At 68.2% G+C, this 24,398-nt stretch carries 30 protein-coding genes and 3 pseudogenes; 16 read left to right on the top strand and 17 right to left on the bottom strand.

Translation table 11 applies throughout. From position 1 onward, the window contains the following. Positions 1–164: 164 nt before the first annotated feature. The 3 genes and pseudogenes from DAETH_RS23415 to DAETH_RS23405 all read left to right on the top strand — a co-directional run. Positions 165–554, top strand: a pseudogene (locus DAETH_RS23415) (IS3 family transposase); the annotation flags it as partial. A 358-nt stretch (positions 555–912) separates the two neighbouring features. After that, positions 913–1,278 carry a helix-turn-helix domain-containing protein gene (locus DAETH_RS23410; RefSeq protein WP_264778630.1) on the top strand — a complete coding sequence of 122 codons (366 nt, stop codon included), beginning with the start codon at positions 913–915 and terminating at the stop codon, positions 1,276–1,278. A 46-nt stretch (positions 1,279–1,324) separates the two neighbouring features. After that, a pseudogene (locus DAETH_RS23405) lies at positions 1,325–1,735 on the top strand (IS630 family transposase); the annotation flags it as partial. Here DAETH_RS23405 and DAETH_RS24765 read toward each other — a convergent pair. Together DAETH_RS24765 and DAETH_RS23395 are read right to left on the bottom strand one after the other, a co-directional pair. Next, positions 1,716–2,018, bottom strand: coding sequence for a hypothetical protein (locus DAETH_RS24765; protein ID WP_406585131.1), 303 nt, complete (start codon positions 2,016–2,018; stop codon positions 1,716–1,718). The pseudogene DAETH_RS23405 and the gene DAETH_RS24765 overlap by 20 nt on opposite strands. A 390-nt stretch (positions 2,019–2,408) precedes the next feature. After that, positions 2,409–2,963 (bottom strand): helix-turn-helix domain-containing protein, encoded by a 555-nt coding sequence (locus DAETH_RS23395; RefSeq protein WP_264778628.1) that lies wholly within the window; start codon positions 2,961–2,963, stop codon positions 2,409–2,411. Positions 2,964–3,206: 243 nt separating this feature from the next. Between DAETH_RS23395 and DAETH_RS23390 the strand changes: the two genes are divergently transcribed. From DAETH_RS23390 to DAETH_RS23370, 5 genes are all read left to right on the top strand, one after another. Then, positions 3,207–3,461 (top strand): glutaredoxin family protein, encoded by a 255-nt coding sequence (locus DAETH_RS23390; RefSeq protein WP_264778627.1) that lies wholly within the window; start codon positions 3,207–3,209, stop codon positions 3,459–3,461. Positions 3,462–3,550: 89 nt separating this feature from the next. Continuing rightward, positions 3,551–3,826 (top strand): hypothetical protein, encoded by a 276-nt coding sequence (locus tag DAETH_RS23385; protein WP_264778626.1) that lies wholly within the window; start codon positions 3,551–3,553, stop codon positions 3,824–3,826. A gap of 1 nt (position 3,827) precedes the next feature. Next, positions 3,828–4,301 (top strand): DUF1345 domain-containing protein, encoded by a 474-nt coding sequence (locus DAETH_RS23380; RefSeq protein ID WP_264778625.1) that lies wholly within the window; start codon positions 3,828–3,830, stop codon positions 4,299–4,301. After that, positions 4,210–4,497 carry a DUF1345 domain-containing protein gene (locus tag DAETH_RS23375; protein WP_264778624.1) on the top strand — a complete coding sequence of 96 codons (288 nt, stop codon included), beginning with the start codon at positions 4,210–4,212 and terminating at the stop codon, positions 4,495–4,497. Before DAETH_RS23380 ends, DAETH_RS23375 begins: the two co-directional genes overlap by 92 nt. Before the next feature lie 361 nt (positions 4,498–4,858). Next, positions 4,859–6,199, top strand: a complete 1,341-nt coding sequence (locus DAETH_RS23370; RefSeq protein WP_264778623.1) for a peptidoglycan D,D-transpeptidase FtsI family protein — start codon at positions 4,859–4,861, stop codon at positions 6,197–6,199. A 12-nt stretch (positions 6,200–6,211) separates the two neighbouring features. On the opposite strand, the pseudogene DAETH_RS23365 reads toward DAETH_RS23370, so the two are convergent. From DAETH_RS23365 to ccmE, 5 genes and pseudogenes are all read right to left on the bottom strand, one after another. Next, positions 6,212–6,391, bottom strand: a pseudogene (locus DAETH_RS23365) (c-type cytochrome); the annotation flags it as partial. Positions 6,392–6,403: 12 nt separating this feature from the next. Further along, positions 6,404–6,616 (bottom strand): cytochrome c-type biogenesis protein, encoded by a 213-nt coding sequence (locus tag DAETH_RS23360; RefSeq protein WP_264778622.1) that lies wholly within the window; start codon positions 6,614–6,616, stop codon positions 6,404–6,406. 20 nt (positions 6,617–6,636) lie between these two features. Continuing rightward, positions 6,637–7,209, bottom strand: coding sequence for a TlpA family protein disulfide reductase (locus DAETH_RS23355; RefSeq protein ID WP_264778621.1), 573 nt, complete (start codon positions 7,207–7,209; stop codon positions 6,637–6,639). Positions 7,210–7,240: 31 nt separating this feature from the next. Further along, positions 7,241–7,783, bottom strand: a complete 543-nt coding sequence (locus tag DAETH_RS23350; protein WP_319993768.1) for a hypothetical protein — start codon at positions 7,781–7,783, stop codon at positions 7,241–7,243. 13 nt (positions 7,784–7,796) lie between these two features. Continuing rightward, positions 7,797–8,255: a cytochrome c maturation protein CcmE gene (gene ccmE, locus DAETH_RS23345; protein ID WP_264778620.1), complete on the bottom strand. Its 459-nt coding sequence runs from the start codon at positions 8,253–8,255 to the stop codon at positions 7,797–7,799. Between the two features lie 488 nt (positions 8,256–8,743). Between ccmE and DAETH_RS23340 the strand changes: the two genes are divergently transcribed. Both DAETH_RS23340 and DAETH_RS23330 read left to right on the top strand, forming a co-directional pair. After that, a complete protein-coding gene (locus DAETH_RS23340; RefSeq protein ID WP_264778619.1) occupies positions 8,744–9,100 on the top strand; it encodes a hypothetical protein in 357 nt (118 codons plus the stop codon). Continuing rightward, complete coding sequence (locus DAETH_RS23330; RefSeq protein ID WP_319993767.1) at positions 9,085–10,875, top strand: VanW family protein; 1,791 nt, start codon at positions 9,085–9,087, stop codon at positions 10,873–10,875. Before DAETH_RS23340 ends, DAETH_RS23330 begins: the two co-directional genes overlap by 16 nt. Positions 10,876–10,891: 16 nt before the next feature. Here DAETH_RS23330 and DAETH_RS23325 read toward each other — a convergent pair whose 3' ends face one another. After that, positions 10,892–11,659, bottom strand: a complete 768-nt coding sequence (locus DAETH_RS23325) for a LysM peptidoglycan-binding domain-containing M23 family metallopeptidase (protein ID WP_264778618.1) — start codon at positions 11,657–11,659, stop codon at positions 10,892–10,894. Positions 11,660–12,364: 705 nt separating this feature from the next. Continuing rightward, positions 12,365–13,630, bottom strand: a complete 1,266-nt coding sequence (locus DAETH_RS23320) for a glycoside hydrolase family 140 protein (protein ID WP_406585130.1) — start codon at positions 13,628–13,630, stop codon at positions 12,365–12,367. Between the two features lie 822 nt (positions 13,631–14,452). Here DAETH_RS23320 and DAETH_RS23315 point away from each other — a divergent pair. The 6 genes from DAETH_RS23315 (at position 14,453) to DAETH_RS23290 (ending at position 19,105) form a co-directional block, all read left to right on the top strand. Next, positions 14,453–15,355, top strand: coding sequence for a hypothetical protein (locus DAETH_RS23315; protein ID WP_264778616.1), 903 nt, complete (start codon positions 14,453–14,455; stop codon positions 15,353–15,355). Positions 15,356–15,869: 514 nt separating this feature from the next. Continuing rightward, entirely contained in the window at positions 15,870–16,103 is a 234-nt protein-coding gene (locus DAETH_RS23310) for a hypothetical protein (protein ID WP_264778615.1), read from the top strand. Positions 16,104–16,179: 76 nt separating this feature from the next. Continuing rightward, positions 16,180–16,800, top strand: coding sequence for a diacylglycerol kinase family protein (locus DAETH_RS23305; protein WP_264778614.1), 621 nt, complete (start codon positions 16,180–16,182; stop codon positions 16,798–16,800). Further along, positions 16,797–17,060: a hypothetical protein gene (locus tag DAETH_RS23300; protein ID WP_264778613.1), complete on the top strand. Its 264-nt coding sequence runs from the start codon at positions 16,797–16,799 to the stop codon at positions 17,058–17,060. Before DAETH_RS23305 ends, DAETH_RS23300 begins: the two co-directional genes overlap by 4 nt. A 110-nt stretch (positions 17,061–17,170) precedes the next feature. Next, positions 17,171–18,508, top strand: a complete 1,338-nt coding sequence (locus DAETH_RS23295) for an MATE family efflux transporter (protein ID WP_264778612.1) — start codon at positions 17,171–17,173, stop codon at positions 18,506–18,508. A gap of 114 nt (positions 18,509–18,622) precedes the next feature. Beyond that, positions 18,623–19,105, top strand: a complete 483-nt coding sequence (locus DAETH_RS23290) for a TlpA family protein disulfide reductase (protein WP_264778611.1) — start codon at positions 18,623–18,625, stop codon at positions 19,103–19,105. A 7-nt stretch (positions 19,106–19,112) separates the two neighbouring features. Here the strand turns inward: DAETH_RS23290 and DAETH_RS23285 are convergent, their stop codons facing one another. The 8 genes from DAETH_RS23285 to DAETH_RS23250 form a co-directional block, all read right to left on the bottom strand. After that, complete coding sequence (locus tag DAETH_RS23285) at positions 19,113–19,982, bottom strand: C39 family peptidase (protein ID WP_264778610.1); 870 nt, start codon at positions 19,980–19,982, stop codon at positions 19,113–19,115. Positions 19,983–20,202: 220 nt separating this feature from the next. After that, positions 20,203–20,826 (bottom strand): RES family NAD+ phosphorylase, encoded by a 624-nt coding sequence (locus DAETH_RS23280; protein WP_264778609.1) that lies wholly within the window; start codon positions 20,824–20,826, stop codon positions 20,203–20,205. Further along, positions 20,826–21,197 carry an MbcA/ParS/Xre antitoxin family protein gene (locus DAETH_RS23275; protein ID WP_264778608.1) on the bottom strand — a complete coding sequence of 124 codons (372 nt, stop codon included), beginning with the start codon at positions 21,195–21,197 and terminating at the stop codon, positions 20,826–20,828. The genes DAETH_RS23280 and DAETH_RS23275 overlap by 1 nt, the downstream gene beginning before the upstream one ends. A 132-nt stretch (positions 21,198–21,329) precedes the next feature. Beyond that, positions 21,330–21,713, bottom strand: coding sequence for a hypothetical protein (locus DAETH_RS23270; RefSeq protein WP_264778607.1), 384 nt, complete (start codon positions 21,711–21,713; stop codon positions 21,330–21,332). After that, a complete protein-coding gene (locus DAETH_RS23265; protein WP_264778606.1) occupies positions 21,710–22,297 on the bottom strand; it encodes a hypothetical protein in 588 nt (195 codons plus the stop codon). The genes DAETH_RS23270 and DAETH_RS23265 overlap by 4 nt, the downstream gene beginning before the upstream one ends. 33 nt (positions 22,298–22,330) lie before the next feature. Beyond that, positions 22,331–22,537 carry a hypothetical protein gene (locus DAETH_RS23260; RefSeq protein WP_264778605.1) on the bottom strand — a complete coding sequence of 69 codons (207 nt, stop codon included), beginning with the start codon at positions 22,535–22,537 and terminating at the stop codon, positions 22,331–22,333. A 265-nt stretch (positions 22,538–22,802) separates the two neighbouring features. Beyond that, entirely contained in the window at positions 22,803–23,102 is a 300-nt protein-coding gene (locus DAETH_RS23255; RefSeq protein ID WP_264778604.1) for a hypothetical protein, read from the bottom strand. 38 nt (positions 23,103–23,140) lie between these two features. Continuing rightward, positions 23,141–24,391, bottom strand: coding sequence for an Nramp family divalent metal transporter (locus tag DAETH_RS23250; protein ID WP_264778893.1), 1,251 nt, complete (start codon positions 24,389–24,391; stop codon positions 23,141–23,143). Between the last annotated feature and the right edge of the window lie 7 nt (positions 24,392–24,398).

Genomic DNA, 24,398 nt, shown 5'->3' with positions numbered 1-24,398 from the left:
CTTGTGGTGCAGGCTCAGGGCCTCGGATAGGGTGCAGTGTCGAGAGAAAGGCCTCAGGTCGGCCAGATCTAGGATGCGGCCTTGGAGGGCCCGAAAAAAGCGCTGGCTCGGTGACCTGGGCTGGGCCTGACCGTCCGCAGTCTGATGGACTTGACCCAACACACAAAAAAAGCGGCGGCCTTCTTTGCCAAAGAGACCACACGCTGAGGTACCAATTCATCCGAGACCACCGGGAGCAGTACCGCCTGGACGTGATGTGCCGGGTGCTGGAGGTGTCGGTGAGCGGGTACCACAGTTGGCGGAGAAGGCCGATCTCCAACCACAAGCAGCAGGATGCGCTGCTCCAGCAGCGCATTCAGGACGCTCACCAGCGCAGCAAAGGACACTATGGAGCGCCGCGCATTCACGCTGAACTGCGAGCTGAAGGTCTGCGGGTGTCTCGAAAACGAGTCGCGCGCCTGATGCGCTCGAATAGTCTCCAGGCCAAGGGGAAGCGCCGCTGGGTCCGAACCACCAACAGCAGCCACACCCTTCCGGTCTGTCGCAACCTGCTAGTGGGTCAGTTGGCGTGGGTGTAGGGTTTCATTGAACGACCTGAAGGGTACAGGCGCCAGAACCGCCCAAGGGATGGCGTCGTGCATGAGCCCGCTGTCGGCGAGCTCGTCGTTTTCCGCCCCAGACGAAGGGTGTGGGGCAGCGGTTCCACCCGCAGGCGCTGGCTTCCAACCACTCAATCACCTGGGCGGCGCTGGTCGGACAGTGGCCTGTCATTAGAGCGTCAGGCCAAATTTGAGGGGATCGGTTCGCATGTCTTGAGTACGGCAGGGACCGAGGAGCCAGGCCATCCCTCACTTTCTCGCTGACTGTCTAGTCATAGCGGTGGCCGCATAAGTTGAGGGAGTAGGGTGGGGGATGCGAGGGCGAGCGTACAGTGTGGATTTGCGAGAGCGGATCGTGCGTGCCGTGCAGCAAGGGATGAGCCAACAGCAGGCTGCGAGGCAATTCACGGTCAGCGTGGCGAGCGTGGAGCGGTACGTGCGGCTGGAGCGTGAGGGCCGAGAGTTACACCCTCGGCCCCGTCCCGGACGGACGGTGACGGTGATTCCACCCCAGGAGCACGAGGCGCTGCGGGCTCAGCTTCAACACTACCCAGACTTGACCTTGGCCGAACATGCGGCGTTGTGGCGTGAGGGCCACCCGGCAGCGTCGGCGAGCACGCTGGTCCGGCGCTTCAAGACCTTGCGACTGACGGGAAAAAAAGACGCTGGCCGCCCTTGAGCAGGACGAGGCGTGGCGCGCTCAGTTCGTCGCCGATCTCGCCGAGGTGCTGCCTGCTGATCTGCTATACCTCGATGAAAGTGGTTTCCAGACGAACATGACGCGCACCCACGCTCGTTGCCCTCGGGGGCAACGAGCCACCGACACCGTTCCCCGCAACCGGGGCAAGACCCTCACCCTGCTGTGCGCGTTGACCCTCGCGGGTCCCACGGCCCCGCTGGTGGTCGAAGGTGGCGTGAACGGAAACGTCTTCGTCACCTATGTGCAACAGGTGCTGGTCCCAGTGTTGCGTCCTGGGCAGGTGGTCGTGCTGGACAATCTTGGGGCGCACCTGCGCCCCAAGGTCCGTGCGTTGGTCGAGGCCACTGGGGCCCTGCTGGTCTATCTCCCGCCCTACTCGCCCGACCTGAACCCGATTGAATTCATGTTCTCCAAACTCAAGGCCGCCATGCGTACCCTGGCCGCCAGGACCTCAGAGGGCGTTCTTGACGCGCTACGCCAGGCTCTGGACACCGTGACGCCCTCCGACGCCCACGGCTGGTTTCAACACGTCCTCGCCCTTCAACTCTTCCGGTGACCGCTGTCAGAGCACGCCGAACCAGGATGCGTTGAATCGACTCGGCCATGTTCAGCCAACTGCCCGCCACGGGCGTGTAGAGCGGCATGATGCCCTGCCGCATCAACCAGCACACCAGGTCCGGGGTCTTGTGCCCGGTCAGGTTGTCCAAAACCAGCCACATCCGCAGGGGTGGCAAGCTTTCCAACAGCGTGAACTTCACGCTGAGCCCCTCCTGCCACCGTCGCCAGACGGCCCGGTTTTCCTGCGGTGGCAACACCGTTGCCATCGGCAGGCCCACCAGAATTTCGGTCAGGGTCTGCTGCATCCAGGGATGCAGCACGGCATTGGGACAACTCGTCACCCCCCGGACCCGCACCTGGCCACTGGCCGGATGAAAGAGGGTCAGCAGCTTGGCTGTCCCGCCCCGGACATACTCGTGGGGCACCCTCACGGGCTGCCCCTGGGGTTGCCAGCTCGTTCCCGGGTGGGGGAATGGTTTGGTACGGTCCAGCTTCATCTTCCGTCCACACCGCCAGCCCATCACGTTCCGCTTGGAGGTAGGCCCGTTCAATCAGCTTTTTTTCGCCTCAGCATCGGGGTCGGTCACGACCACCACGCCAGATCGGCGCAGTCGTTTGGCGCTGCCGGTCTCACACCAGGTCCGGTCTCGCTGCCAGGTCAGGCCCGCCTCGTGTAAGACACCCAGGATGGTGTAGGTACTGAGGTGCCCGAAGCCGGGCTCACAGCGCAGCACGCGTTGCAGGGTGGAGAGCGACCAGGTGGCCGTGCCGTCCTGTTCTCGATCCGGCTGGCGACGCGCCGTTTCGAGAATACGGTTCCGCTCAGCGGAACCGTAAACCAACGGGGGACGACCACCCGGACGTGTTTCCAGCGCTTTGAGGCCATGCTGGTTAAAGCGCGCCACCAGATGAGCTACGCCATCGCCTGATGTTCGACCAGCCACCTGGGCGGCTTGGGTGTAGGGCAGACCCCTTGCCACCCCCAGCAGCGTTTTGGCACGGCCAACGATGATCGCAGCAGTCTGGTGTGAGCGACTGAGCCGCTCTAACTCGCCGCGCTCTTCCTCCGTTAGGGCACGTAACGGATTCTTCTGGCGACGTGACATTCTCAAACCTTACACCCACGCCAACTGACCCACTAGGTCGCCCCTCCAACGCTTCCACCTTGCTGTACGTCTGTTCAATTATTCATATAATGTACCTGTGCCTCAGGTTCATGGCCTTCGTCGAGCAAAGCCGACCCTTAAGGACGTGGAGGCGAGCATGGTGAAGCGCTGCCTGCCCCGGACCCTGCTCCTTCCCCAGCGGTTCCACTGGGGTTGGGGCGAGCAGGTGGATGAGGGATCGTCATGACCCCGGTCACCGTCTACACGACGGGAGCCTGCGCGACCAGTCGGGCCGTGGCAGCCTTCCTGACCCGTCACGCCATTCCCTTTACCGAGAAGAACGTCAACCACGACCCGCAGGCGCGCGCGGAGTTGCTGGCCCGTGCCGACGTGTCCTCGCTGCCCGTCACCCGGGTCGGCGACCAGATTTTTTCCGGGACCTTCCGGGATCAGCGCGAGGGCATCGCCCGCGCCCTTAGGTTGACGGGGGGCCGTTGAGCACGCTGGCTAGGGCGACCCCGCGGCGTTTGGGGCAGTGACCGCGTGCCGGAGTTCAGCAAGCCCGTCTGGCGTGGCGGAGGGTGGGGGTGAAGGGGCGCGCCCGGCAACGCCGGGCCGAGCGGCTGCGCCTCGCGGTCTGCCTGAGCGACCTTGCCATCGGCGCGCTCCTGGCGCTCGGGGGCCGGGTCGGGAGCGGCGCGATCTTCTACGCGCTCGGCACGGTGTTGCTCGCCGGGCGGCTGTTCGGCTGGCCTGCGCCGTCGGACAGCCGTTCCCTGCGGCTGATGGCCCTCGCCCTGTGGCTCAATGCCGCGATGCTGGGCAAGAGCGTTCAGTGGCTGCTTGCCGGAGGAGGGACTTGAGATGAAGGGCATCAGCTCTTTCACCGCCCATCTCGCCCGCCCGGCGGCGAATGCCCGCGCCCGACTGGTCGTCATGAGCATAGCCGGGCTGGGCGTGTATCTGCTGCTGCCAGACACCTGGCCGTGGTTCCTCCAGGTGTTGCTGGGCTGGGATGCCGCCGCGCCGGTCTTTCTGGTGCCCGCGTTGTGGCTGGTGGTGAGCGCGGACGCCGCTGAGACCCGGCAATTCGCCACCCGGGCGGACCCCGCGCGGGCCAGTGCCCGGCTGCTGCCGCTGGCGGCCAGCAGCATGAGTCTGGTCGGCGTGGGACGCGGCCTCGCCGAGGCTGGCAAGCTGGGCGGGTCCCTGGAGGCGGTCCTGACAGTCAGCGGTCTGCTGGCAGTTGGCCCTCTCCTGGAGCACCCTCCATACGGTCTACACCCTGCACTATGCGCACCTGTATTACACGGGCGGCCAGGTAGGGGTGGACTTTAACCAGGAGCGTGACCCGACCTACCGTGCTTTCCTGTACCTGGCCTTCACCGTGGGCATGACCTACCAGGTGTCGGACACGCCGGTCACCGGCGCGGCCCTGCGCTTCGAGATCACCAAGCATGCGCTGTTCGCCTTCCTGTCTGGGATAGTCATCGTCGCCTTTTCCATCAACATGGTCGCCGGACTGGTGAAATGACGGCGAACGGCCACTCCTCTTCACGAGGACCGTCGCGCGTTCGCACCTGAGCCCGGGAGAACAACGGTGGGTCACACCCGACCTGCCGTGGCACCTTCAGGTGAAGGAGCCGACGGCCTTTCACCCCAACTAACCTGCCGCCCCTACGCTTTCCGGTAAGCCGTGGCGCAGCCTTCCTGCCCCGGTTTATCCTGCCCGAGGGTAACGCGGTTGAACGGCACCGCCTGAAGCTGCTCCCCCCGGGGCACGGTGACGGTCCACGCGGCGGTTCCACTCGCTGGGGGCTTACCTGTCCCGGTTGTTTCCAACGGAACACGCGGCCTTTCCTCGCCAGCGGCTCTCCTCAGAAAGACTCTCCCCCGTGCCCCAGCCCCTGTTTCGGCCCACCGACCATCGCTTTGGCCAGCGTGCCACCGTCCTCGCCGCCCTGTGTCTGCTCGCCTGCGCCCTGCTGGCGGTGGCCCTCGCCAGGATCACGGTCCCCGCCGGTCCCGCGCCCATCCCGTCCACCCTGCCCGCCCGCGGGGAACTGCGCAGCACCGATGGGCAGATTCTGGCGCATGGTCCCCTGGACGCCCGGCGTTACCCCCTGGGGACCCTGGCCGCGCCGGTCATCGGCTTCGTCGGTGCTTCCGGCGGCCTGGAGGGCACGGAGCGGGCGATGAACGAGCGGTTACAGCGGGGCGAGAAGCTGACCCTCACCCTGGACACCCGCGTGCAGGCCGCTGTCGAGGCTCTCCTGACTGAGGCCGTGGAACGTACCGACGCCCAGTATGCCTCCGCCGTCGTGATGGAGACCCGCACCGGCCAGTTGCGTGCCGTGGCGTCGGTGCCAGGCTTCGACCCCAACGCCTGGACGCAGGTCCCGCCCGACCGCTGGCGTAACCGGGCGGCGCTGGACGAGTACGAGCCGGGCAGCGTGGTCAAGGCCCTCACAGTGGCCGCCCTGCTCGACGAGGGCCGCACCACGCCGGACACCCCGTACGACACCCCGATGTGGCGCCGGTACGCGGGGGCCACCATCAACGACCTCGTCTCGCATCCTGCCCGGCTCACAACGCGGCAGATCCTGCGCTACTCCAGCAACGTCGGCATGACCCGGCTCGTCGAGGGCGTGCCCCCGGAGCTGCTGTACCGCTACTTCACCGCTTACGGCCTGGGTCAGCCGGTCCGGCTGGGCCTGCCCGCCGGGGACGGCCTTCTGCGGGACCCGCAGGACTGGAGCGCCCTGGGACAGGCCACCATGTCCTTCGGGCAGGGCCTGACCGTCACCACCCTGCAACTCGTCGCGGCTTTCAACGTGCTGGCAAACGACGGGCGGTACGTTTCCCCACGTCTCTTCCCCGGCGACGTGGCCGGGACGAGGCGGGTGCTGCGCCGGGAGACCGCGACCCGGATACGCGAGCTGTTGCGTAGGGTAATCGACGACGGCATCCGGGGGAAGGCCGAGTTGCCCGGGTACCACGTGGACGGCAAGACCGGCACCGCGCAGGTGGCGGTGGACGGCCGTTACAGCGGCGAGGTGTTCTCCAGCACCTTCGCGGGCTTCCTCCCCGCGGCGCAACCGCGATTCACGGTCGCGGTGATGGTGCGCGGGGCCAAACGCGAGTACCAGGGATCGCAACTGGCCGCGCCCATCTTCCGGGACGTCAGCTCTGCCCTGTTGTCCCTGTTCGCCTACACACCAGACGAGAAGCGTTAGCCGACGTGGAAGTTACTCGCCTTCCTTCTGCCACCGCTCCAGCACGTCGAGGAGGGCGTTGAGCTCGTCGGGCTTCAGGTTCGGGTAGGCGGGCATGGCCCCCTTGCCGTTCACGATCACGCCCCGCAGCGCCTCACGCGACAGAGTGGAGACGCGCAGGTTCGGGCCCAGGCCGCCTTGACCGTTCGGGCCGTGGCAACTCGCTCAGTTGGCGGCGTAGACCTTGAGGCCGGGATCCAGGTCGTTTTGCCGGGCGCGCAGGGCAGTGATCCGGTCGTCCGCGTCCCGCCCATTGGGGCAGATCGGGCACCGCAGGTTTGACCCGAGGTACTTCGCCCGTGCCTCCTGCTTAGGCGTCAGGGCCAGGGAGACGGACAGTAGCAGACCCAGGGCGAGGGTGAGAATTCCTCGCAGCATGAGCACGGCCCCCTGACTGCTCACAGCCCTTCTACCCCGATCTTGTCCAACCCCGCGTTCAGCCGCTCGCGGGTGAGGCCGCCGGAGGCCTTGTCGCGGATCACGCCCTCACGGTCGATGAAGAACGTCTCGGGAATGCCCGACACGCCGTAGTTGATCCCGGTGTTGATGCCGGGGTCGCGCAGCGAGGGGTAGGCGAGGGCAAACTCGCGGATGAAGTCGCGGGCATTCTGCTCCCGGGTCTCCTGAAAGAGGATGCCGAGCACGGCCAGGCCTGTTCCCCCTGTCTGCCGCTCGCTGAGTTCGCGGAGGAGGGGCGCTTCCTCCCGACACGGCGTGCACCACGAGGCCCAGAAGTTCACCACCACCGGGCGGCCATTGAGAGCGGCCAGGCTGACTTTGGTGCCATCCAGACTCTCCAGGGTGAAGGCGGGAGCGGGCTTGTCGATCAGCGGCCCACCGTCCGGGGTGTTGCGCGCCGGGTTCAGCAGCGCCGCTCCCAGCACACCGGCGAGGGCAGCGGCCAGCAACGGGGGAAGGAGACGTCGCCACAGGGGGGCCGTCCGTTTCGGGTTCGGAGAAGTCTCCGTCATACATCCACTCTCTTTCCCGGGGGGTGGTAGCTCATCCGTTGCCGGGGCCGTCCGCGTCACGGGCACGCGCCCCAGCGCCCGCCGAGGCGTCACGAGTGTCAGGCCTGCACCCAGCACCACGATCAACGTGCCCCACCAGATTCACGCCACGAGCGGGCTCCCGATCAGGTGAACGCTCGCCCACCGGCTCTGAACATCGAAGGCGGGCACCACGAGGTAGGAAGGCGAAGCCCCCGAGCAACCACGCCCACAGCAGGATCGAGCCCTCCAGCGCCCCCCACAGGCTCGTGACCTTGACCCAGGTCGGCGAGGCCCGCATGGAGTGTTCGGCCACGTACCGCACCGAGAAGTCGTTGCCCAACAGCGCCGTCATCAGGACCAGCGAGGCGAGGCTCACGAGGCCGAAGACGGCCCACACCGCCCGCCGCGCCGCCTCGGTCGCCCGGGCGTCGGCCCTCAGCCCGCCGACCATCGCGAGCCAGGTGCCGCCCAGGGTGAAGGCGAGGGCCGCCAGCAGCGCCAGTTGTCCCAGCGCCCCGAGCGTGCTCGCCTGAAAGGAGATCAGATTCAGCATGGTCGGCAAGTCCTCACTCGCTCTGCCTCAGCATGTCTTTGAGTTCGCCCTGCGTCTTCGGCACGTGGTACTCCTCGGAGTGCTTCACGACGAGTTCAGAGGCGTGGAAGGTGTTCCCCTCGAACTCGCCGCGCACCACGACCCCCTGGTTCTCCTTGAAGAGGTCGCTCACCGCGCCGCGGTACTGCACCGGGAAGGTGGCGCCGCCGTCGGTCACGTCGAATCTCAGGTCGAGGGTCTGCGGGTCGTACCGCACCGCCCTCACCAGCCCGCCGATGCGCAGGGGGCGGCCCTCGTACTCGGCGCGCTGTTGCAGGTACTCGGTGGGTGTGACGAAGTATTCCAGGCTCTTGCCCAGGTTCCCGAAGGCGATAAAGGCCGTCAGAGAGGCGAGCGCGACCACCCCGAGGAGGGCGGGCAGCGGGCTGCGGCGACGTCGCCGGGCCTGCGGAAGGGGAGCGGGGAGGCTCATCGCCCGCCCTCTTCCCGGTTCGCGCGCAGCCGCGCCCACATCCACACCAGGTAGGCCGCCAGGAGCAGCAAGGAAGGCACCTCCATATTAAATTCTGGACTGCTCCTGAGTGAACGCCTGATGGTGGGGATATAGACGGTCCTGTCAAGCACCGCCGTCTCGTAATAGTACGTATGAGCATATGTTCATAGATGTATTGTATGGGAAACTGAGATCGAGTTCAGGGTCACCCGTCCCACCTTTCCTGCCGCCTTGCCCGAACAGACGGAACAGACGAGGCCCCCAGTCCCGCCATGGAGAGGCTCTCTGCGGCGCCCAGGAGGCCGCGAGGAGTTTCCGCGCTTGAATCCTGGTTCCGTCAGCCCGTCAAAGGCCAGTTCGTTACTGAAGGTGGGTCCTGTGCTCCTCCGTCGCGTGGCTTGGGGGCTGGCCAGCTTCCCGCGCCCGACACCGCCGCCCTCGACGGTTTGGGCCTGAACTCATGTCCGGTGCCCCAAGCGCCCCTCGACCGCCTGTTGTTCGAACGGACGCGGGGACAGGGCGCGGCACTGAGCTGCGGGAACCGGATGGAAGGGCTGTTGCACTTCCCGAACGCGGACCCCGCTTACAGTGCCCAGCCGCGCAGGCCGGGAGGGGCCTTTGACCTGCTGGCGGACGGGCTGCGCCAGACGCGCCGGGAACTGCTGATCGCCAACATGATCTGGGACGACGACCCGGACGCCCCGGGGGCGGGGGTCGCCGGGGCCATCGCCGCCCTGCGGCGGGACGTGGCCGCGTTCCCCGAGCGCTACCCCGACGGCATGACCGTGCGCGTCATGCTCTGGGGGCGATGGAACGAGGCGTGAAGGTCCGCGTCTTGATGGTGGACTACGGTATCGACCGCCAACCCAAACGCAGCGGCGTGGCCCTCCTGCGCCTGGAGGCCCGGCGGCGCGGCATCGAGGACCGTTTCGAGGCCCGGTACGTCACTTTCGGGATGCACACCAAGGCCTTCACCGTGGACGACCGCCTGGTGCTGGCGGGCAGCATGAATTTCCACTTCTCGTCCTGGGGTTCCCTCGGCCTGAATGAGGCGATGCTCGCCACGAGCGACGCGGGGGCCGTGGCCCAGCAGCGGGCGAGTTTCGAGGACGTGTGGGCGCACCACAGCCGTGCCATTGAGCAGGAGTGGTGGATTGGTGGATGCGAAACGTGGAGCCACGACCTCAACAGCAGGAGCTGGGCAGGAACTGAGCCAGCCGGAATGCTCAACCCCGCCCCTGGGGGACGGCGACAGGTGAAGCTGAGCCCGTGGGATACTGCCAGCATGATCTCAAGCCGTTGGGGTGCCGCCCTGCTCGTCAGCATCTGGCTGGGGGATGCGACCGCGCAGACGAGCCTGGACATTCCTGCGCTGCCCCTCCCGTCTGCCCCGCCTTCCTCATCGACGACGGCTCCGGTGCCTGTTCCTGCGCCCGCCCCGGCCCCGTCGCCTGTCCCGGCACCCGCACCCGAGCCGACTGCGGCTCCGACCCCGCCCACCCGGCCTGCCCGGACGGCGCCGCTGCTGATCACGGTGCAGGCGCAGTGGCCCGCCCTGGTGGATGGCAAAAAGACGACGGTGCCCTTCAGCCGTACCCTGACCCTGCCCGGCCCCCGTGTGGCGGAGTTGCGCTCCCGTAGGGTGATCACCGCCAGCCTGGAAGCGGACCTGCGGGAGTTCCTGGCCGACCTGCCCCGGGAGCCCCAAAACGCCCGCTTCGAGAACCTCTGGGACGGCTGGGCGGTCGTGCAGAGAGGCAGTCTGACGGTGGACGAGACCAAGACCCGGGCGAACGTCCTCGCCGCCCTCAAAGACCCGCGTGGGGTGAAGGCGAACGTCGTCGTGACTGGACAGACCGCGCCCAAGCGGACGCTCGACTACTTCCTGTCGCGCGGGATCACGGCCCACCTGGGCACGGGCGAGACGAACTATTACGGCAGCAGCCCCGAGCGCGTGACGAACATCCACGTTGGGGCCAGCCGCTTTCAGGACCGCTTGCTGGAAGGCAAGACGTTTTCCTTCAACCAGATGGTGGGACCCATCAACATGCGCACGGGCTTCGTCACGGGCCTCGTCATCGCCGGTGACCGCACGGCCAACGGGGTCGGCGGCGGCATCTGTCAGGTGAGCACGACCGTGTTCCGCACCCTGTACAGCGCGGGCCTGCCGATCCTCGAGCGGCGCAACCACTCGTACCAGGTGCGGTACTACGACCCGCAGGGTCTGGACGGCACCATCTACCAGCCCAACCTCGACCTGACGTTCGCTAACGACACGGGCGGGGCGCTGTGGTTCCAGAGCGAGTGGAACGACGAGGAGACCCGCCTGACGGTCAGTGTGTTCGGCCGGGCGCGCGACTTCACGGTGGAGGTCGGGACACCGCAAACCCTGAAGAGCACCCCCGCGCCCCCGGACCGCCTGATCCGGGACGCCACGTTGCCCGCCGGGGCGCGCAAGCAGGTGGATTGGGCCGCTCCCGGTGCCGTGATGGAAGTGACGCGCCGCTTCGTGCGGGAGGGGCAGACGTTCAAACAAGACACTCTGAAGAGCACCTACCGGCCCTGGCCCAATATCTTCCTGGTCGGTACCCGGCGGTGACCGCCCAGCAGGGAACTCATTGGAGGTGAGAAGGATCGACGGCCTTGCCTCCCTGGGAGAGGCGGTAGTCCACATGGGCGCCGCTGCTGTTTCCGGTGCTGCCGACCCGGGCGATCACCTCGCCGGCGTTCACCCGTGCCCCGACCCGGACGAGATTGGCGCTGTTGTGGCTGTAGCGGGAAGTGAGCCCGCCGCCGTGATCGACGACCACCGTCCAGCCCCAGCCGCCCTGGCCGTCAAAGCGGGACTCGGTGACGGTGCCGGGCAGGACGGCGCGGATTGGCGTGCCGCTGGGAGCGGCCAGGTCCAGACCGGGGTGGGTGGCCCGGAACGGTGTCGTAAGCCGGCCCTGCACGGGCCGCACGGCGCTCACCCGCACCGAGGCGGGACGCAGGATGACCGCCGTGCGCGTGCGGGCCAGCGGCGCGGCGGGGAGGGTGAGCCGCTGCCCCACCCGCAGGGTGCGCCGGGGGTCCAGCGCCGGGTTGGCGTTCAGCAGGGCCTGGAGGGTCAGGTTCTGACGCTGGGCGATCCGGGACAGGGTGTCTCCAGCGCGCACGGTCCAGGCCCGCGTCTCGCTGCGGAACTCCGGCAGCCGGAGAACGGTACCGGCCCGCAGAGCGTCCACGCCGACCCCGGGATTCGCGCGCCGCAGCGCCGCCACCGTGGTGCCGGACCGGAGAGCGAGTCGGGTCAGCGTGTCGCCCGACTGCACTGTGACGGGGGTGGCAGCGGAGAGGCTGGCGGCCGTGAGGACCAGCGCCGTGAGCAGAGAGCGTCGCATCAGCGTGCGGCACCTTATCAAGCGTGTTTAAAAGGTTGATGAATGATCAGGCGCGCAGATGAGGAGTCCTTCCATTGGACCGCCGAGGGCTGGCCTAGCGCCGGGGAGGACAGGGCGCGCCAGGCAGCCTCCACACCGATTGGGGCAGGCCGGAAGGTCAGGGACAGAGACCGGGCAGTAACGACGAGAGGAGCGTCCTCGCCGAGGTCCCGTTGCTTCCTACGAGTCACATGGGAGCGAACGGGGGCTCCCCGAAAGGCCCTTTTAAGATCACCTCTTCGCCGCCCTTCACAGGTGCTCGTGCCGCAGAGACACCGCGGACAGGGCGTGCTCCACCCGTGTCCGTCACCCGCGTCGAGAATCACGCCGCGTGCAGGACAGGTTTTGCAGAGTCCGCTGAGCCACCTGACCCTTGTTGAGGACTTGCTTCGCTGACGGGCTCTGGAGTTCAAAGAAGGGGAGGTCAAAGGGCGCAGTGGCGGGGTTTGGCGGAACGCCCTGAGGGTGTGAGCGATGCACGGGGCTCAGCGCGCCGCCTTCGCGAGTCGCCAGACGGGGTCACGCACACCGTTGGACAGTCACAGGTCCTACCTGCAACAGGCGGAGGTCGAACCCCTAAAGGAGGACGACAGGTTGGTCGAGATTCGTCCACGTCTGGACGCCGCCCTGCACTGGGTGTAAACCCTTGGGGGAACGGGTCCCGTGTCAGGGGTTCTCAATCCGCAGGACCCAGTCCTGGCCACGCCCGCGCGATGGAGCGGAAAAGGACCGCTCGCCGGAGTTCGAGAAGGTGCTGATCACCGTCGTTCGCCCCGTTCTGGGGTCGAGCCACGACGCCCGCACCTGCACTCCACCCACCCGCCCCAGCGTGACCGTCACCGCGCCGCCATCCGGCAGGTACACCCAGGCATAATCCCTGCCCCGCACCGCCACCACGGGCCGGGCCCCGGTGAAGCTCCCCTTCACCAGCGTCGTGTCCGGCGCCCGTCCCTGGGCTGGACGCGACTCTAACAGCTTCCTGAGAAGCTGCAACTGCCGGGCTCCTGGCGCCGAGAGCGCCTTCAGCCACGCCTTGTCGCCGTCATAGACGTCAAATCCCCAGATCACCCGGTGGCCGTAGGCGTGTCCGGCCGCCCCCGCGAAGGTGCTCCAGTACGCCACGTTGCGCACGTCCACCTCATCGGCGTAGCCATTTTTCTGATCGTTACAGACGGTGTGCTGTTCGTACACGGGCTCGGCGTTGATGACCGGCTTGACAGGAGTGCGCTTGAAGGTACTCAGCACCTTCTCGGCCTCGCGCTGATCGCGGCAATGCCCGGTTTGCCAGAGATTGAAATCCAGCCACGGCTCGGTGTGGAAGTACTCGGCGGAGGTCTTGCCCCCGCGCGGGTGATAGGTGATCAGGGCCCGGTCACGTCCCCCCACGCCCTGCTCAATGCCTTCGGCCATCGCCCGCCACACGGCGCGTTGCTCCTCCGTCTCCGGATTCCGGTCGCCGCCCAGGACCCAGATGACCGGCTTGTCCCCGTACCGCTGGCCCAGGAACACCCCGTATGAGCGGGCCGACTCGGGGGTGAAGATGGGCTGGTCGTTCACCCAGCGGCCCCAGGTTGGCAGCAGGGCGACCGTCAAGCCCAGCGAGGCGGCTTGATCCACCACATAATCCACATGGTCCCAGTAGTCGTATTCGGCGGGGTTAGCGGGATTGTTCCCCGGAGTTGTGGCGAGGCGAGTCGGGTCTTTGCCTACCAGGGGCAGGTCGCCCTGGGCGTTGGGGACGGTCAGGCCATCCATCTCGGCGAGGGCGACGGCCTGAATCACCGTGAAGCCCTGCGCGGCGCGCGTCTGGAGGTACTGCCGGGCGTCCTCGCGGTTCAGGCGGTGGAAGAGTTCCCACCCGGTGTCCGCCCAGTACAAGAAGGGCTGCCCATCCGTGCGTTGCAGGCGCCGCCCATCGGGCGAGACCGTCAGGCGCGGTGTTGGAGGTGGCGCGGCACTGGGAGGACCCTCGGTAGTGGGAGGCGTGCCGGGAGCCGGATCGGTCCCTGACGCCTCAGGCGCGACACACCCGCTGGTCAGGAGACCCAGGGTGAACACGGCCGAGGCGGCCGTGCCTTTCAACGTCGGGGTGCTTGGCAAGCTCAGCATGGAGGTACTCCTCAGGGGCGGGGCAAGGCGGGAATTGGCTGGAAGCACGCCCTGCGCCTTCCGAACGGCTGATCAGGGTCGGTCCAGGGGTCTGGACGTGCTGGGGCGCCCGCCCGCACGTCATCGCGGCGCAGCTCGTGTGGCCGCCGCACCGTCAGGGGAACGTCGTCGGGACGGGGGGCTGGAGTCATGGTCACCTACACCTCCGAAAGCGCCGTGATGACCGAAGATTCGCAACGGGTGGTCCGTGTACGGGAGCAGGCTGCCCCTGGGGCAACGTTGAAGTCTTCGGTTATCGTCGGGGGCGTCACTCAGACGGGACGCCGCACCCGCGGCCAAGCCAGTATGCCGGATCAGCGTGAGAGATGAATCGGAGTTTGGCTCATCCTGATGGTCTCGCTTGCCATCGCCAGCGGCGCACCTGCGCGTCGGCGGTCCTGGCACTATTCACCGCGGAGCGCAGGGTGATCTCAATGTACTGGTGCCCCAACCGTTTGCAAGTCGTTGCTGGACTGCCCCGACGTTCACAGATTCGATGGTGCAGCTCTTCCGTTGATTCCGTGCAGTAGGACAAGTGAGCCCCTTGGGGAGGATAGGCACCTTGAACGCCCCACATCTGAACAGGCCCACAGGTATAATTGAAATGTGACCCTTCCCCCGACCGTGCTCGATTACCACGTGGCCCGGATGGACAGTGAATACCGTGCCCAGGACGTGGTTCGAATTGTGGCTAGACTGCCGGGGGCACGTCACATTAAAGTAAACGTCCGGACGCAGCACCTGCATCTGGAACTGGATGAAACGCAGACGCCCCGGTACATCCTGGAGAATAATCTGCTCCTGCTGGCATACGAGGCCCGCTCCTTTCCCAGCGTTTCAGGCTCTGGAGCAGACCATCCAGTGGGCCTGGAGCAGACCCACGTCCTGCCGGGCCAGCCCTCTTTGGACGCTCCCGCCGGGACGGGGGGACCGGGCCGTTCCCGGGCGGACCTACCCGTCCACATCAGCGATGAGGCGTCCCGCCGCCCAGGCATCAACACTGGGGAGCAGGAGCGACGCTCTTCCCGGTTCCTTCTGATCGTCTTGCTGGTGCTGGCCGTGACCGTGATCCTCTGGGATGGGTGGGCCCTGACCCACGGGCCAAACGTGCTCCCGCTGCTCAGGCACTTGTCGTCCCCTGCGGACCACACCTGGTTCCTCTCGCCTTGGCTGACGGCGGCCATCGCGCTGCAGGTGATGGTCGGCCTGGTGGTCGTGGTCCTCCTGCTCAGCGGGTGGCTGTCACGCGACCTGCGCCGGGCACTCGCCTGGCTGGCGGCTGGGGTGTTCGGCGATGCCCTGGCCCTGCTGCTGGACAAGGCGTCCGGTGTGCTGCTGACCGTCCGCCCGCTGGTCCGACGGCTGGAGGGGCCGCGCCTTGCCGGGGCCCACCTCCCCGACGCGCTCCTGCTGGTGGGTGTGCTGGGGATGCTCCTCACGCTCCGGCGCTCACGGCTGCCCCCCATCCGTCGCCAGCGCCCTTCACCCCGAGGCCCTCGTCATAGGTGAAGCGAGCGCAGCGGTGGCAGGGAAGCGGGCGGCGGTCCTGCCCGCAGATCCAGGTCGGGAGAAGGGCCGCTGGCCCTTTAGCCTGGTAGGAGATGCTTACGCTGGGCCCCTCACGTCAACTCAGGACCCGGGTTTTGGCTTCCCGGTGAAGCGGTCGGCTCCCTCCCTTTCTGATGGCGGGACGGCCACCGTGAAGGGTGCGCGCTGTACCGTCCGACGCGCGAGTGTCATCACCGGCGGGCCACTCGCCGGGAAGTCCGCCCGCGCTGCCCGGGGGCGAGCTTGACCCTCGCCGCCCCGCGCGGCGCCCGGTGGTTCTGGACTTCTCGACCTCCTGGTGGGTCCTGCCGAGAGGAAACGCTCCTCTTCCCTGAACGGGGCAGGAGGACGGGGATGGCCCTCTCAGCGAGAGCCGGAGTGAGGCGGGAGACCACGTGACGCTGGCCTACCAGCGATTTGCCCGGGCGGAGAACCAGACCCCCTGCGCCTGGTTGTTCAAACCTCAGGCCGAGAAGTGAAGGTCGCCCTCTCGCAGGACTACGCGGACGACGTGCAGGTGCAGATGGTGACGCCGCAGCCCGACAGCATGACCTCCAACCCGGACGGGCTGCGCCTGACCTTCGAACCGGAGCGCCCGGGGCCGCTGCCGATCACGCTGTTCGTGGAGCCCGAGCGGCCCGGCGTGGGCTGCGGCAAGTTGAGCGTGAACGGGGCGCAGTTCGTCTTCCGCCAGTGGACCTGGCCGTAAGGAGCCCGATGAACCCTGCCCTGAATGCCCTCGCCGTCTACGGCTTCCTGCTGCTGGTCTTCCGCGTCGCGGGGCGGTGGACCCTCGGGCAGATCACCATCTTCGACTGGTCGTCGTCGGTGGGGACAGCACGCTCTCTCACGCGGCGGGGCTGCTGGCGGGCACGGGAACGGGGCTGGGTGTGCTGCCGCTGGAGACCGGCAACACCTTCGCGCGCAGCGTGGGGGTGCCACTGGACCTCCCCGGGGCTGCTCGCCTGGCTGGTGGTGGGCGCGCGGGTGCTGCTGGGGCACCGGGCACTTCGCCTGGACCTGACGTGGGAGGGGGCCGGGCGCGGCTGCGGACCCATCAACTGCTGGTGGCGAACGGGCGCTACGTGGCGGGACCGCTGCGGGCCGCGCCCGGGGCGTCGGTGGCGGACCGGCAGCTCGACGTGCTGGACTTCGGGGACGGGCGGCTGCTCAGCCTGCTGCGGGTGGGGCTGGGCTGGGCGGCGGCGGGCGCAGCAGCTCACGGCGGGGCGGGTGAGGGTCACGAGCCGGGGCGGCCCCGTGTGGGCGGGCGTGGACGGAGAAATGCTGCGGGCCACCGACCTGTCCCTCACCGTCGCCCCACGCGCCCTGACGGTCGTGGTGCCGGACGGCTTCGACGCGCGCCGGGCGTGAGTCGGCGCCGTGGGGCTTGGGAGCGAGCATGAGCGAGTCCAACGAGAGCAATTTGTTGTACCCGCCGGACCCGGTGCTGGTGCGGTGTGGGCGCGTGGAATTCAGGGGGGAGTACCGGAAGTTGGGCCCCGGGGTGGCGGTGGTGTCCCTTGTCTTCGACGAGTGGTATCCCTCCCTGGGTGAAGCCGTGACCCTACTGGACGGGCCCTCGCAGCGGCGGGCGACGGTGTACAGCGTGTGGGTCTCGCCCCGTGAACAGCGGGTGGAGTTGCATCTGAACCTCACGGAGTAAGGTCAACTCTTGGAAAACGTCTGCGTTCTTCCTCGGTTATGCCCCAGAGGGCCTGAAGGGACTGCCCCCAGTTTCCGGAGACGTCCGGGCCTCGTCCGCGAGGTGAACCTATGAGCTGGGGTGCCGCAGGGCTCTCCCCCCGTACCCGGGACCTGCTCGTGCTGGCCTGGCCCGCCATCACCGAGAACCTACTGCAAAGCGCAGTGGGCTTCGCGGACTCCTTCTTCGTGTCCCGGCTGGGCCTGGAAGCGGTGGCTGCCGTGGGCGTCTCGAACGCTCTCTTGCAGGTGTTCTTCGCAGTCTTCCTCGCCGTCGCCACCGCCTCCGGCGCTTTCAGTGCTCGCACCACCGGCTCGGGGGACCGGCCTGCCTTTCGGCAGGCCACCGTGCAGGCCCTGTGGCTGGCCGCTCTCGTCGGGCTGGCCTGTGGCCTCCTCGCCCTGGTGCTGGCCGGGCCGCTCCTCACCGTGATGGGGGCCACGTCAGAAGTCCGGGCCGCCGGGGCCATCTACTTCCGCATCGTGGCCGTGCCCTCGGCGGTGATCGCCGTCATGTACGCGGCTGGGGCCGTGCTGAGGGGGGCCGGGGACACCCGGGCGGCCCTGAACACGGGGCTATGGATGAACGCCGCGCACGTCCTGCTCGACCCACTTCTGATCTTCGGTGTCGGCTTTGGCGGTCTCGGCATCGTGGGGGCGGGTGTGGCGACCGTTCTGGCGCGGGTCCTGGGGGCGGCCTTACTGCTGAGGCGACTTCAGCGGGTCGGGGCGCTGCCCTCCGCGTGGCGGGAGGTCCGACCCGACTGGGGCGTTCTGCGCCGCATGTCCAGTCTAGGGATTCCAAGTGCCCTGGAGCGGCTGGCGATGCGCCTTGGGCAGATCGTGTATTTCGGCCTGATCCTACGGCTGGGCACCGAGGTGTACGCCGCGCACACCCTGACCGGCAATTTCACGCTGTTCGCGTCGGTCGCGGGGACCGGGCTCGCGGCAGCCACCAGTGCCCGGGTCGGTCAGCGGCTGGGCGCGGGTGAAGAGGAGGAAGCGCGGCGCTACGCCCTCGTTGGGGTGCGGGTGTCATCGGCCCTGATGACGGGCCTGGCGCTGCTCGCCTGGCTCGGGTCGTTCTGGGGAGCGGGCGTCCTGACGGGGGACGCGCGGGTGATGACCCTGATCGTGCTGGCGCTGGGCATCGACGTGCTGACGCAACCGGCTACGGGCGTCGTCACCGTCCTGACGGCGACGCTGCAAGCGGGCGGAGACACCCGTTTTCCGATGTGGACGACCCTCTTGGGCATCTGGGGGGTGCGGACGGTCGGCGTGTATCTGCTGGGCGTACGTCTCGGCTGGGGGCTGGTGGGGGTGTGGCTCGCCATTCTGCTCGACAACTACGTTCGTGCAGCCGTGCTGTGGTGGCGTTTCCGGTTGGGGCGGTGGGTCCGGGAGTTGTGAGCGTCCCGCTCAAGCCCTCGCACGGGACCCACAAGCCCAGCGCCTGTTTTGGACGGGAAGGCGGCCGGGAGGCGACCGTCTATGCTGCAGAAAGCCGTCTCCCCAGGAGGACCCATGAAGCGTCTGCTCGTGCTGCCAGCCCTGGTCACGCTCGCCCTGTCCCAGGCTGGGGGCGGGGCAGGCCCACGGCGCCCCCCCGCCCCGAACTTCACGTTCACAGACCTCGGGGGCGAACAGGTAAGTCTCGCCGACCTGCGCGGCCAGGTGGTCATCGTGCTGTTCGGTGCCTTAGGTTGTGCCCCCTGCCGGGAAAACGACCAACTGCTGCGCCAGTACCAGCTTGAGTACCTGACGCACGACCTGGCGGTGATCAGCCTGCACGAGCGGGCCACGCTGGAGGCGTTGCGGCGCTACGACGCGGAGTTCACGTTCAGCACCCTGACCGGGCTCGACCCGGGGCAGGAGATTGCCCGCCGGTATCACGCCTCGCCCCTCCCCGTGACGGTGTTCATCGACCGCGACGGGTTGATCCGGGGGGTGCACCGAGGACGCCTCGACGAGGGGCAGCTCGTTCAGGCGCTGGGGGGGCTGCTGTAGGCGCCACCTACCCACCCAGCGCCGCGTTGGCCCGACGCCGGAACTGCTGGAGTTCCTTGCTGTCCGGGAAAGCCCTCAGGGCACGTGCCGTCCACTGGAGCGTCTTGCGGTGGTCGCCTGCCCGGGTCCAGGCCTGGGAGGTCTCCTGCCGGTAGAGGTCGTACAGGGTGGGCACCCCGAGCGCCACCGCACGGTCGAAGTTGGAGACGGCGGCCTGGACGTTGCCCAGCCGCAGGTTCGCCTTGCCCAGGCCCCACCAGACGTACGGGTCGTTCGGCCGGGCCCGGGTGTCCTGGTCCCCGTGCAGCTTCAGGTGCCGCCAGTTGGCCGACGCGCTGAAGTCGTCGCCCAGCGCCGCGTGCACCTGCCCCTCCTTGGCTGGGGGGTAGGCCACTAGGTACTCCCCGTTGTAGAAGCGCCACAACTCCAGCAGTTCGGCGGTTGAGAGGCGCAGCGAGGGGCCGCGCGGGGGATCGCTCACCAGGAAGTAGACTGGGCCGTACCCGTAGAACGTGCGGAAGTGCGCCACGTTGCTGGCCGCCCTCAGGCGCTGTTGCAGCACGACCGGAAGGCCCCGGGAGAGCAGTTCCCGCAGGAGGTCCGCATCTCCGGCGTACCGGATGACGCTGCGCAACCCGAAGCGGCCCAGGTAGGCGGCTAGTTCCAGGCTGGTGACCTGCGGGTCGCCGGGGGAGTCCTTCATGGCGTTCGCGGCCTGGGCCTGGGTGACCCGGGAGCCGTAGGAGCCCAGGACGGTCAGGGAGGTGACGGGCGCGCAGTTGTCCGGCCCCTGGTCCTCGTGACGAATGCCGTCCAGGGTGACGCGCGTGGGCAGGGCCAGGGCCGCTCCCCCAGCACGCAGAGGGCCAGCGAACACCGGAGGAGCAGGGAGCGTGTCATTCCCCATCTTGTCGGGTGGACGCACCCTGCGGCTCACCTGCCCCACGGTTCACCTTGACTGTCCCTTGAGGTGCGCTGGGAACCCCCGTTCCTGGCCGCGACGTTCAAACGGAAGAGGCGGGAACTCTGTGCCCTGTTTTGCGGACCTTCCGGCAGGTGCGCTGCGGTGAACGACGCCGAGCCCGGCGGGGGGAGGGTCAATGCCGCCGTTGGAAGACCGCCAATTCTCCTTCCGGGTCGTGGACGGCCCGGTCAGCGGGGGCTACCCGCTGCGGAAACACCGCGTAGTTGCGCCCACCGGGGTAACGGGCGCTGGGGTAAAGGATGGTGTCGTACCGGGCACTGTCCAGAACAGCCCGCCCGAGGAGCTGCGTCAGGGCGAGTTGCCCGTTGACGTTCAGCGGCAGCCACGCCTGAAAAAGGTAGCCCGCCTGCACGTCAAGGTGTGCCTCCACCCCGGGGTCGGTGAGGTCGAGGACCGACCGCAGGCGCAGTTTGACGGTGATGTCCAGGCGGGGGCGCTGGTCCGGTCCGGGCTGGATGACGACGCACGGCGGGCCCATGACCGCCGTGATCACCCGCGCCTCGGCGTGGGCGACGGCCGTGTTCTCCGCCAGGTACAGCAGCTCGTGCGCCTCCGGGAAGTCCTGCGGCGCGTTGTACCGTCCTCCCGTGATCACCGAACCGGCGGTGTTCAGGGGGTCGGGGCTGTACTTGCGCAGCGCCAACAAAGGCACGGTGCGGTAGGTGTCGATGACGTTGGTTGGCGTCCACAGCGGAGCGTCAAGCAGGGCGCGCCTCAGGTCCTCGCCCTGCCGCATCAGGTCGGCATGCCCGTCTCCGCCAGCAGCAACAGGCGCTGCACGGCCACCGGCCGCCGTTCCAGCAGGTACGAGAGCGGCGCCCGGCCCCCCAGCACCGGGTTAGGAGCGCGCAGCCACATGCGCCCCACCCCCAGGTCCCCGAACACCTCCTTGAGATGCAGCCCGATCTCCTCCAACTCGTGCAGCGGTTCCTGGAGCGAATCGCTGGTCGGGTGCTTGCTCAGCCCACTGGGGTCGCGCTCCAACGCCTGGGCGAGTTCGCGCATCGTCAGGCCGAAGGTGCCCGCTACCCGCCGGGCGTCCAGCTTGCCGCTGCGCGGGTCACGGGCGTCCGTGAGCAAGTGGGCGGTCAATCCTTCGGGGGTCATCAGCGCCTCCCGAGTCCACCCTACCACAGGGATTCCATTTCACCTCCTTTTTTCATCTACAGGGGGTCGTGGGGTGGACTGGATAGGGTTGTGGCCGAGGTGTCGCCTGCCTTGTTCGTCGTGGGGCGGGGGCTAGTCGGGACCGCAGTAGTCGATGTCCGCCCCGGTCTGAAAGTTCCCGACCACGCTCTCCCGTTTGTAGGGATACCCGAGGCAAACCCCTTCGGCAGCCCGCTCGAAGGTGAAGCGCTGTTCCTGACCGGTGGGCGTACCCCCGATCACCAGCGGCCGCCTCGCCTCGTAAATAGCGCAGTACGGCGTGCAGAAGTAAAAGCCCAGGGGTTGCCCTTGCGCGTTCTTCGCCACCACCGCGCCGCCCGTCTCCACGGCGCGGCGATTCTCGTTCCACAGCGCCACGCTCGCCGCCGGGTCGGGGTCGAGCGCCCACATCTCGTCGATCACCCGCCCAGCCTTCGGGTCGCCCCGCAGAGCCTGGGCACTGTTCGGGTCGGTCATCGCCCAACGGTCAAACCCCGGCTCCCCGGGCAGGGGCGTACGGAGAAGGGGGGTCTTGCCCTTCGCCTTGCGGGGGAGACGCTGCGCCCACCCTCGGTCAGCAGCGCGAGATAGCTGATGAGCTGCCCCGCCCGGTACAGCCCCTCGATGGCCCCTTTGGCGTGCTCCTCGACCTGCTCGTGCAGGGCCAGCGACGCGCCCGGCCGGTACATGCCCGAGACGAGGTTCGCCTTGGACAGCGCCCCCTCGAATTGGCCGCGCAACCGGGCCAGCTTCGGGGCGTCGGCCTCGGGCGTGGCCTTCTCCAGGTGGTGCACCGCGGCCTCAGCGTGCAGGCGCAGGGCGTCCAGGGTCGCGATCATCGCGGCGAGGTGCGGCCTCGGGCAGGGTTCCACCGGGGACCACTTCGGGAGTTTAGCGGGCAACGTCCTGGCGGGCAGTTCGAAGTCCGGGTCGTGCCCCGCCTCGCTCGCGTAGCCCAGCCAGCGCCCGACCTCGGTGTAGTAGGCGTTCACCTGATCGAAGGTCACGGGCGGCACGAAGCCCACCGTACCCGGGTCAATGGCCCCGTCCGCCTCCAGCATCTTGTGGGCCAGGGTTTGCAGGGCGAACGCGTTTCAGGCGCAGGCGAGTTCGAGGCCGACGTGGCGCTTGACCGCGAAGGGACTCGTGCCGCTGAGGGTGAGGTCGAAGCGGCGACATTCGGCGGCGTCAAGCAGCGGGTGGACCTGCGCGCCCACCCGACGGTAGGCGTACAGCGTCTCGGCGTCCCGTTCACCACGGGTCAAGGCCCGCACGCGGGTCCACACCCCAGGGGGCTCCATGCCCGTACGCTACGGCATCCACCGTGGGGCCGTTTCCCCTCGGGCGGACAGACGAACGCGCCTGGGTGAGCCCCCAGAACGGCGGAAGCGTGCGAAGCCCCGGGCCCCAGAACGGAGCGCGGGCTTCCCCCAGGTGGCGGTGGCGGTCAGCCCCCCAGCCCCGGGAGGTCAGGGGGGCACCGTGCGGTCCAGGCCCGCACCTGAACTCCGCGAAGACCGGGGGCGGCTGGCCCCCACGGGCACGTCCGGTGCCCCCTGCGGGGCGTCAGGACGGCCCCGACCAGCCGCGCAACTCGCGGTAGCGTTCCCGGGGCTCGGCCGTGAGCGGGTGGATACCGTGCCGGGCGCACCAGCCCAGATGGAAGATCGTGCCCAGAGCAAAGGGACTGAAGGTCCAGACGAGCGACCACGGGCGGCCGACCGTGCGCGTCGTCAGCCCCACCCCCGCGAAGTAGACGGCCCACTTCGCCAGGCGACGGGAAAGGCGGGTGCCCTCCTCGAAGTGATGGAAGAGGGCGAGCCCGGCGCTCGCCAGGACGGGAGCGGCCACGAATTCCAGCGGCATACCGCACCTCCTGCACGGGGCGGAACGGGGGGCCCGCGCTACCCCAGGAACGTCTGGGCCAGCAGATACACGTTCAGGCCGATGATCAGCGCCGCGATCACCCACCCCGCCACCGTGACGAGCCGGGTGTTGACCAGCCCCCCCATGATGTCGCGCCGGGCGGTGAAGATCAGGAGCGGCACCAGCGCGAAGGGAATACCGAAGGACAGCAACACCTGCGAGAGAATCAGGGTCGAGGTCGGGTTCAGCCCCGCCAGGATCACCGCGAAGGCGGGCAGCATGGTGATCAGTCGCCGGACCAGCAGTGGGATGCGGAACCCCACGAAGCCCTGCATCACCACCTGTCCGGCCATCGTACCCACCGTCGAACTGGACAGTCCAGAGGCCAGCAACGCCAGCGCGAACGCCACGGCCGCCGCCCCACCCAGCAGGGGCGTCAGCGTCTGGTACGCCACCGTCAGGTCCGCCACGTCCGACTTGCCGGTAAAGTGAAAGGCCGCCGCCGCCGAAGCCAGCATGCTCATGTTGATCAATGCGGCGATCGTCATGGCGAGCACCACGTCGAGCAGGTTGTACCGGACCAGCCGCCGTTTCTGATACTCGGTCCCCGCCGGGATGCGCCCCTGGGTCAGCGCGCTGTGCAGGTAGATCACGTGCGGCATCACGGTCGCGCCGATGATGCCCACCGCCAGGTACAGGCTCTCCGGCCCCTCGAAGCGCGGCACGAAGCCGCCCAGCGCCTCCAGCCCGGGACGGCTGAGCATGACCTGAACCAGGTACGCCAGCGCGATCACGCCCACGAAGGCGCTGATGGCGATCTCGATGGGCCGGAAGCCCCGGTTTTGCAGGGCCAGGATCGAGAAGGTGATGACGCCGGTGATGGTCGCGCCCCACAACAGCGGGAGGTTGAACAGCAGGGCAAAGGCCAGCGACGCGCCCAGGAACTCGGCGAGGTCGGTCGCCATCGCCACGATCTCGGCCTGCACCCAGTACAGCCACACCACTGGCCGGGGCCACTGTTCGCGGACGTGCTCGGGCAGGTTCTTCCCCGTCACGATGCCGAGCTTGGAGGAAAGCGTCTGGATCAACATCGCCATCAGGCTGGCGCCCAGCACCACCCAGAGGAGCAGGTAGCCGAACTGCGCGCCACCCTGAATGTTGGTGGCGAAGTTCCCGGGGTCCATGTAGGCGACCGACGCGACAAAGGCCGGGCCCAGGAAGGGCAGCACCCGGCCGAGCCCCCGGCGATTGGAGGTCCGTTCCAGGACGGCCGCCGCCCGGGCGTTCATGCGCTCG

Origin of the sequence: Deinococcus aetherius (assembly GCF_025997855.1) — a bacterium.
In the GTDB taxonomy this organism is placed as follows: Bacteria; Deinococcota; Deinococci; order Deinococcales; family Deinococcaceae; genus Deinococcus; species Deinococcus aetherius.
Note: the sequence above shows the minus strand (reverse complement) of the source record. Positions and strands in the feature narration are given on the sequence as shown.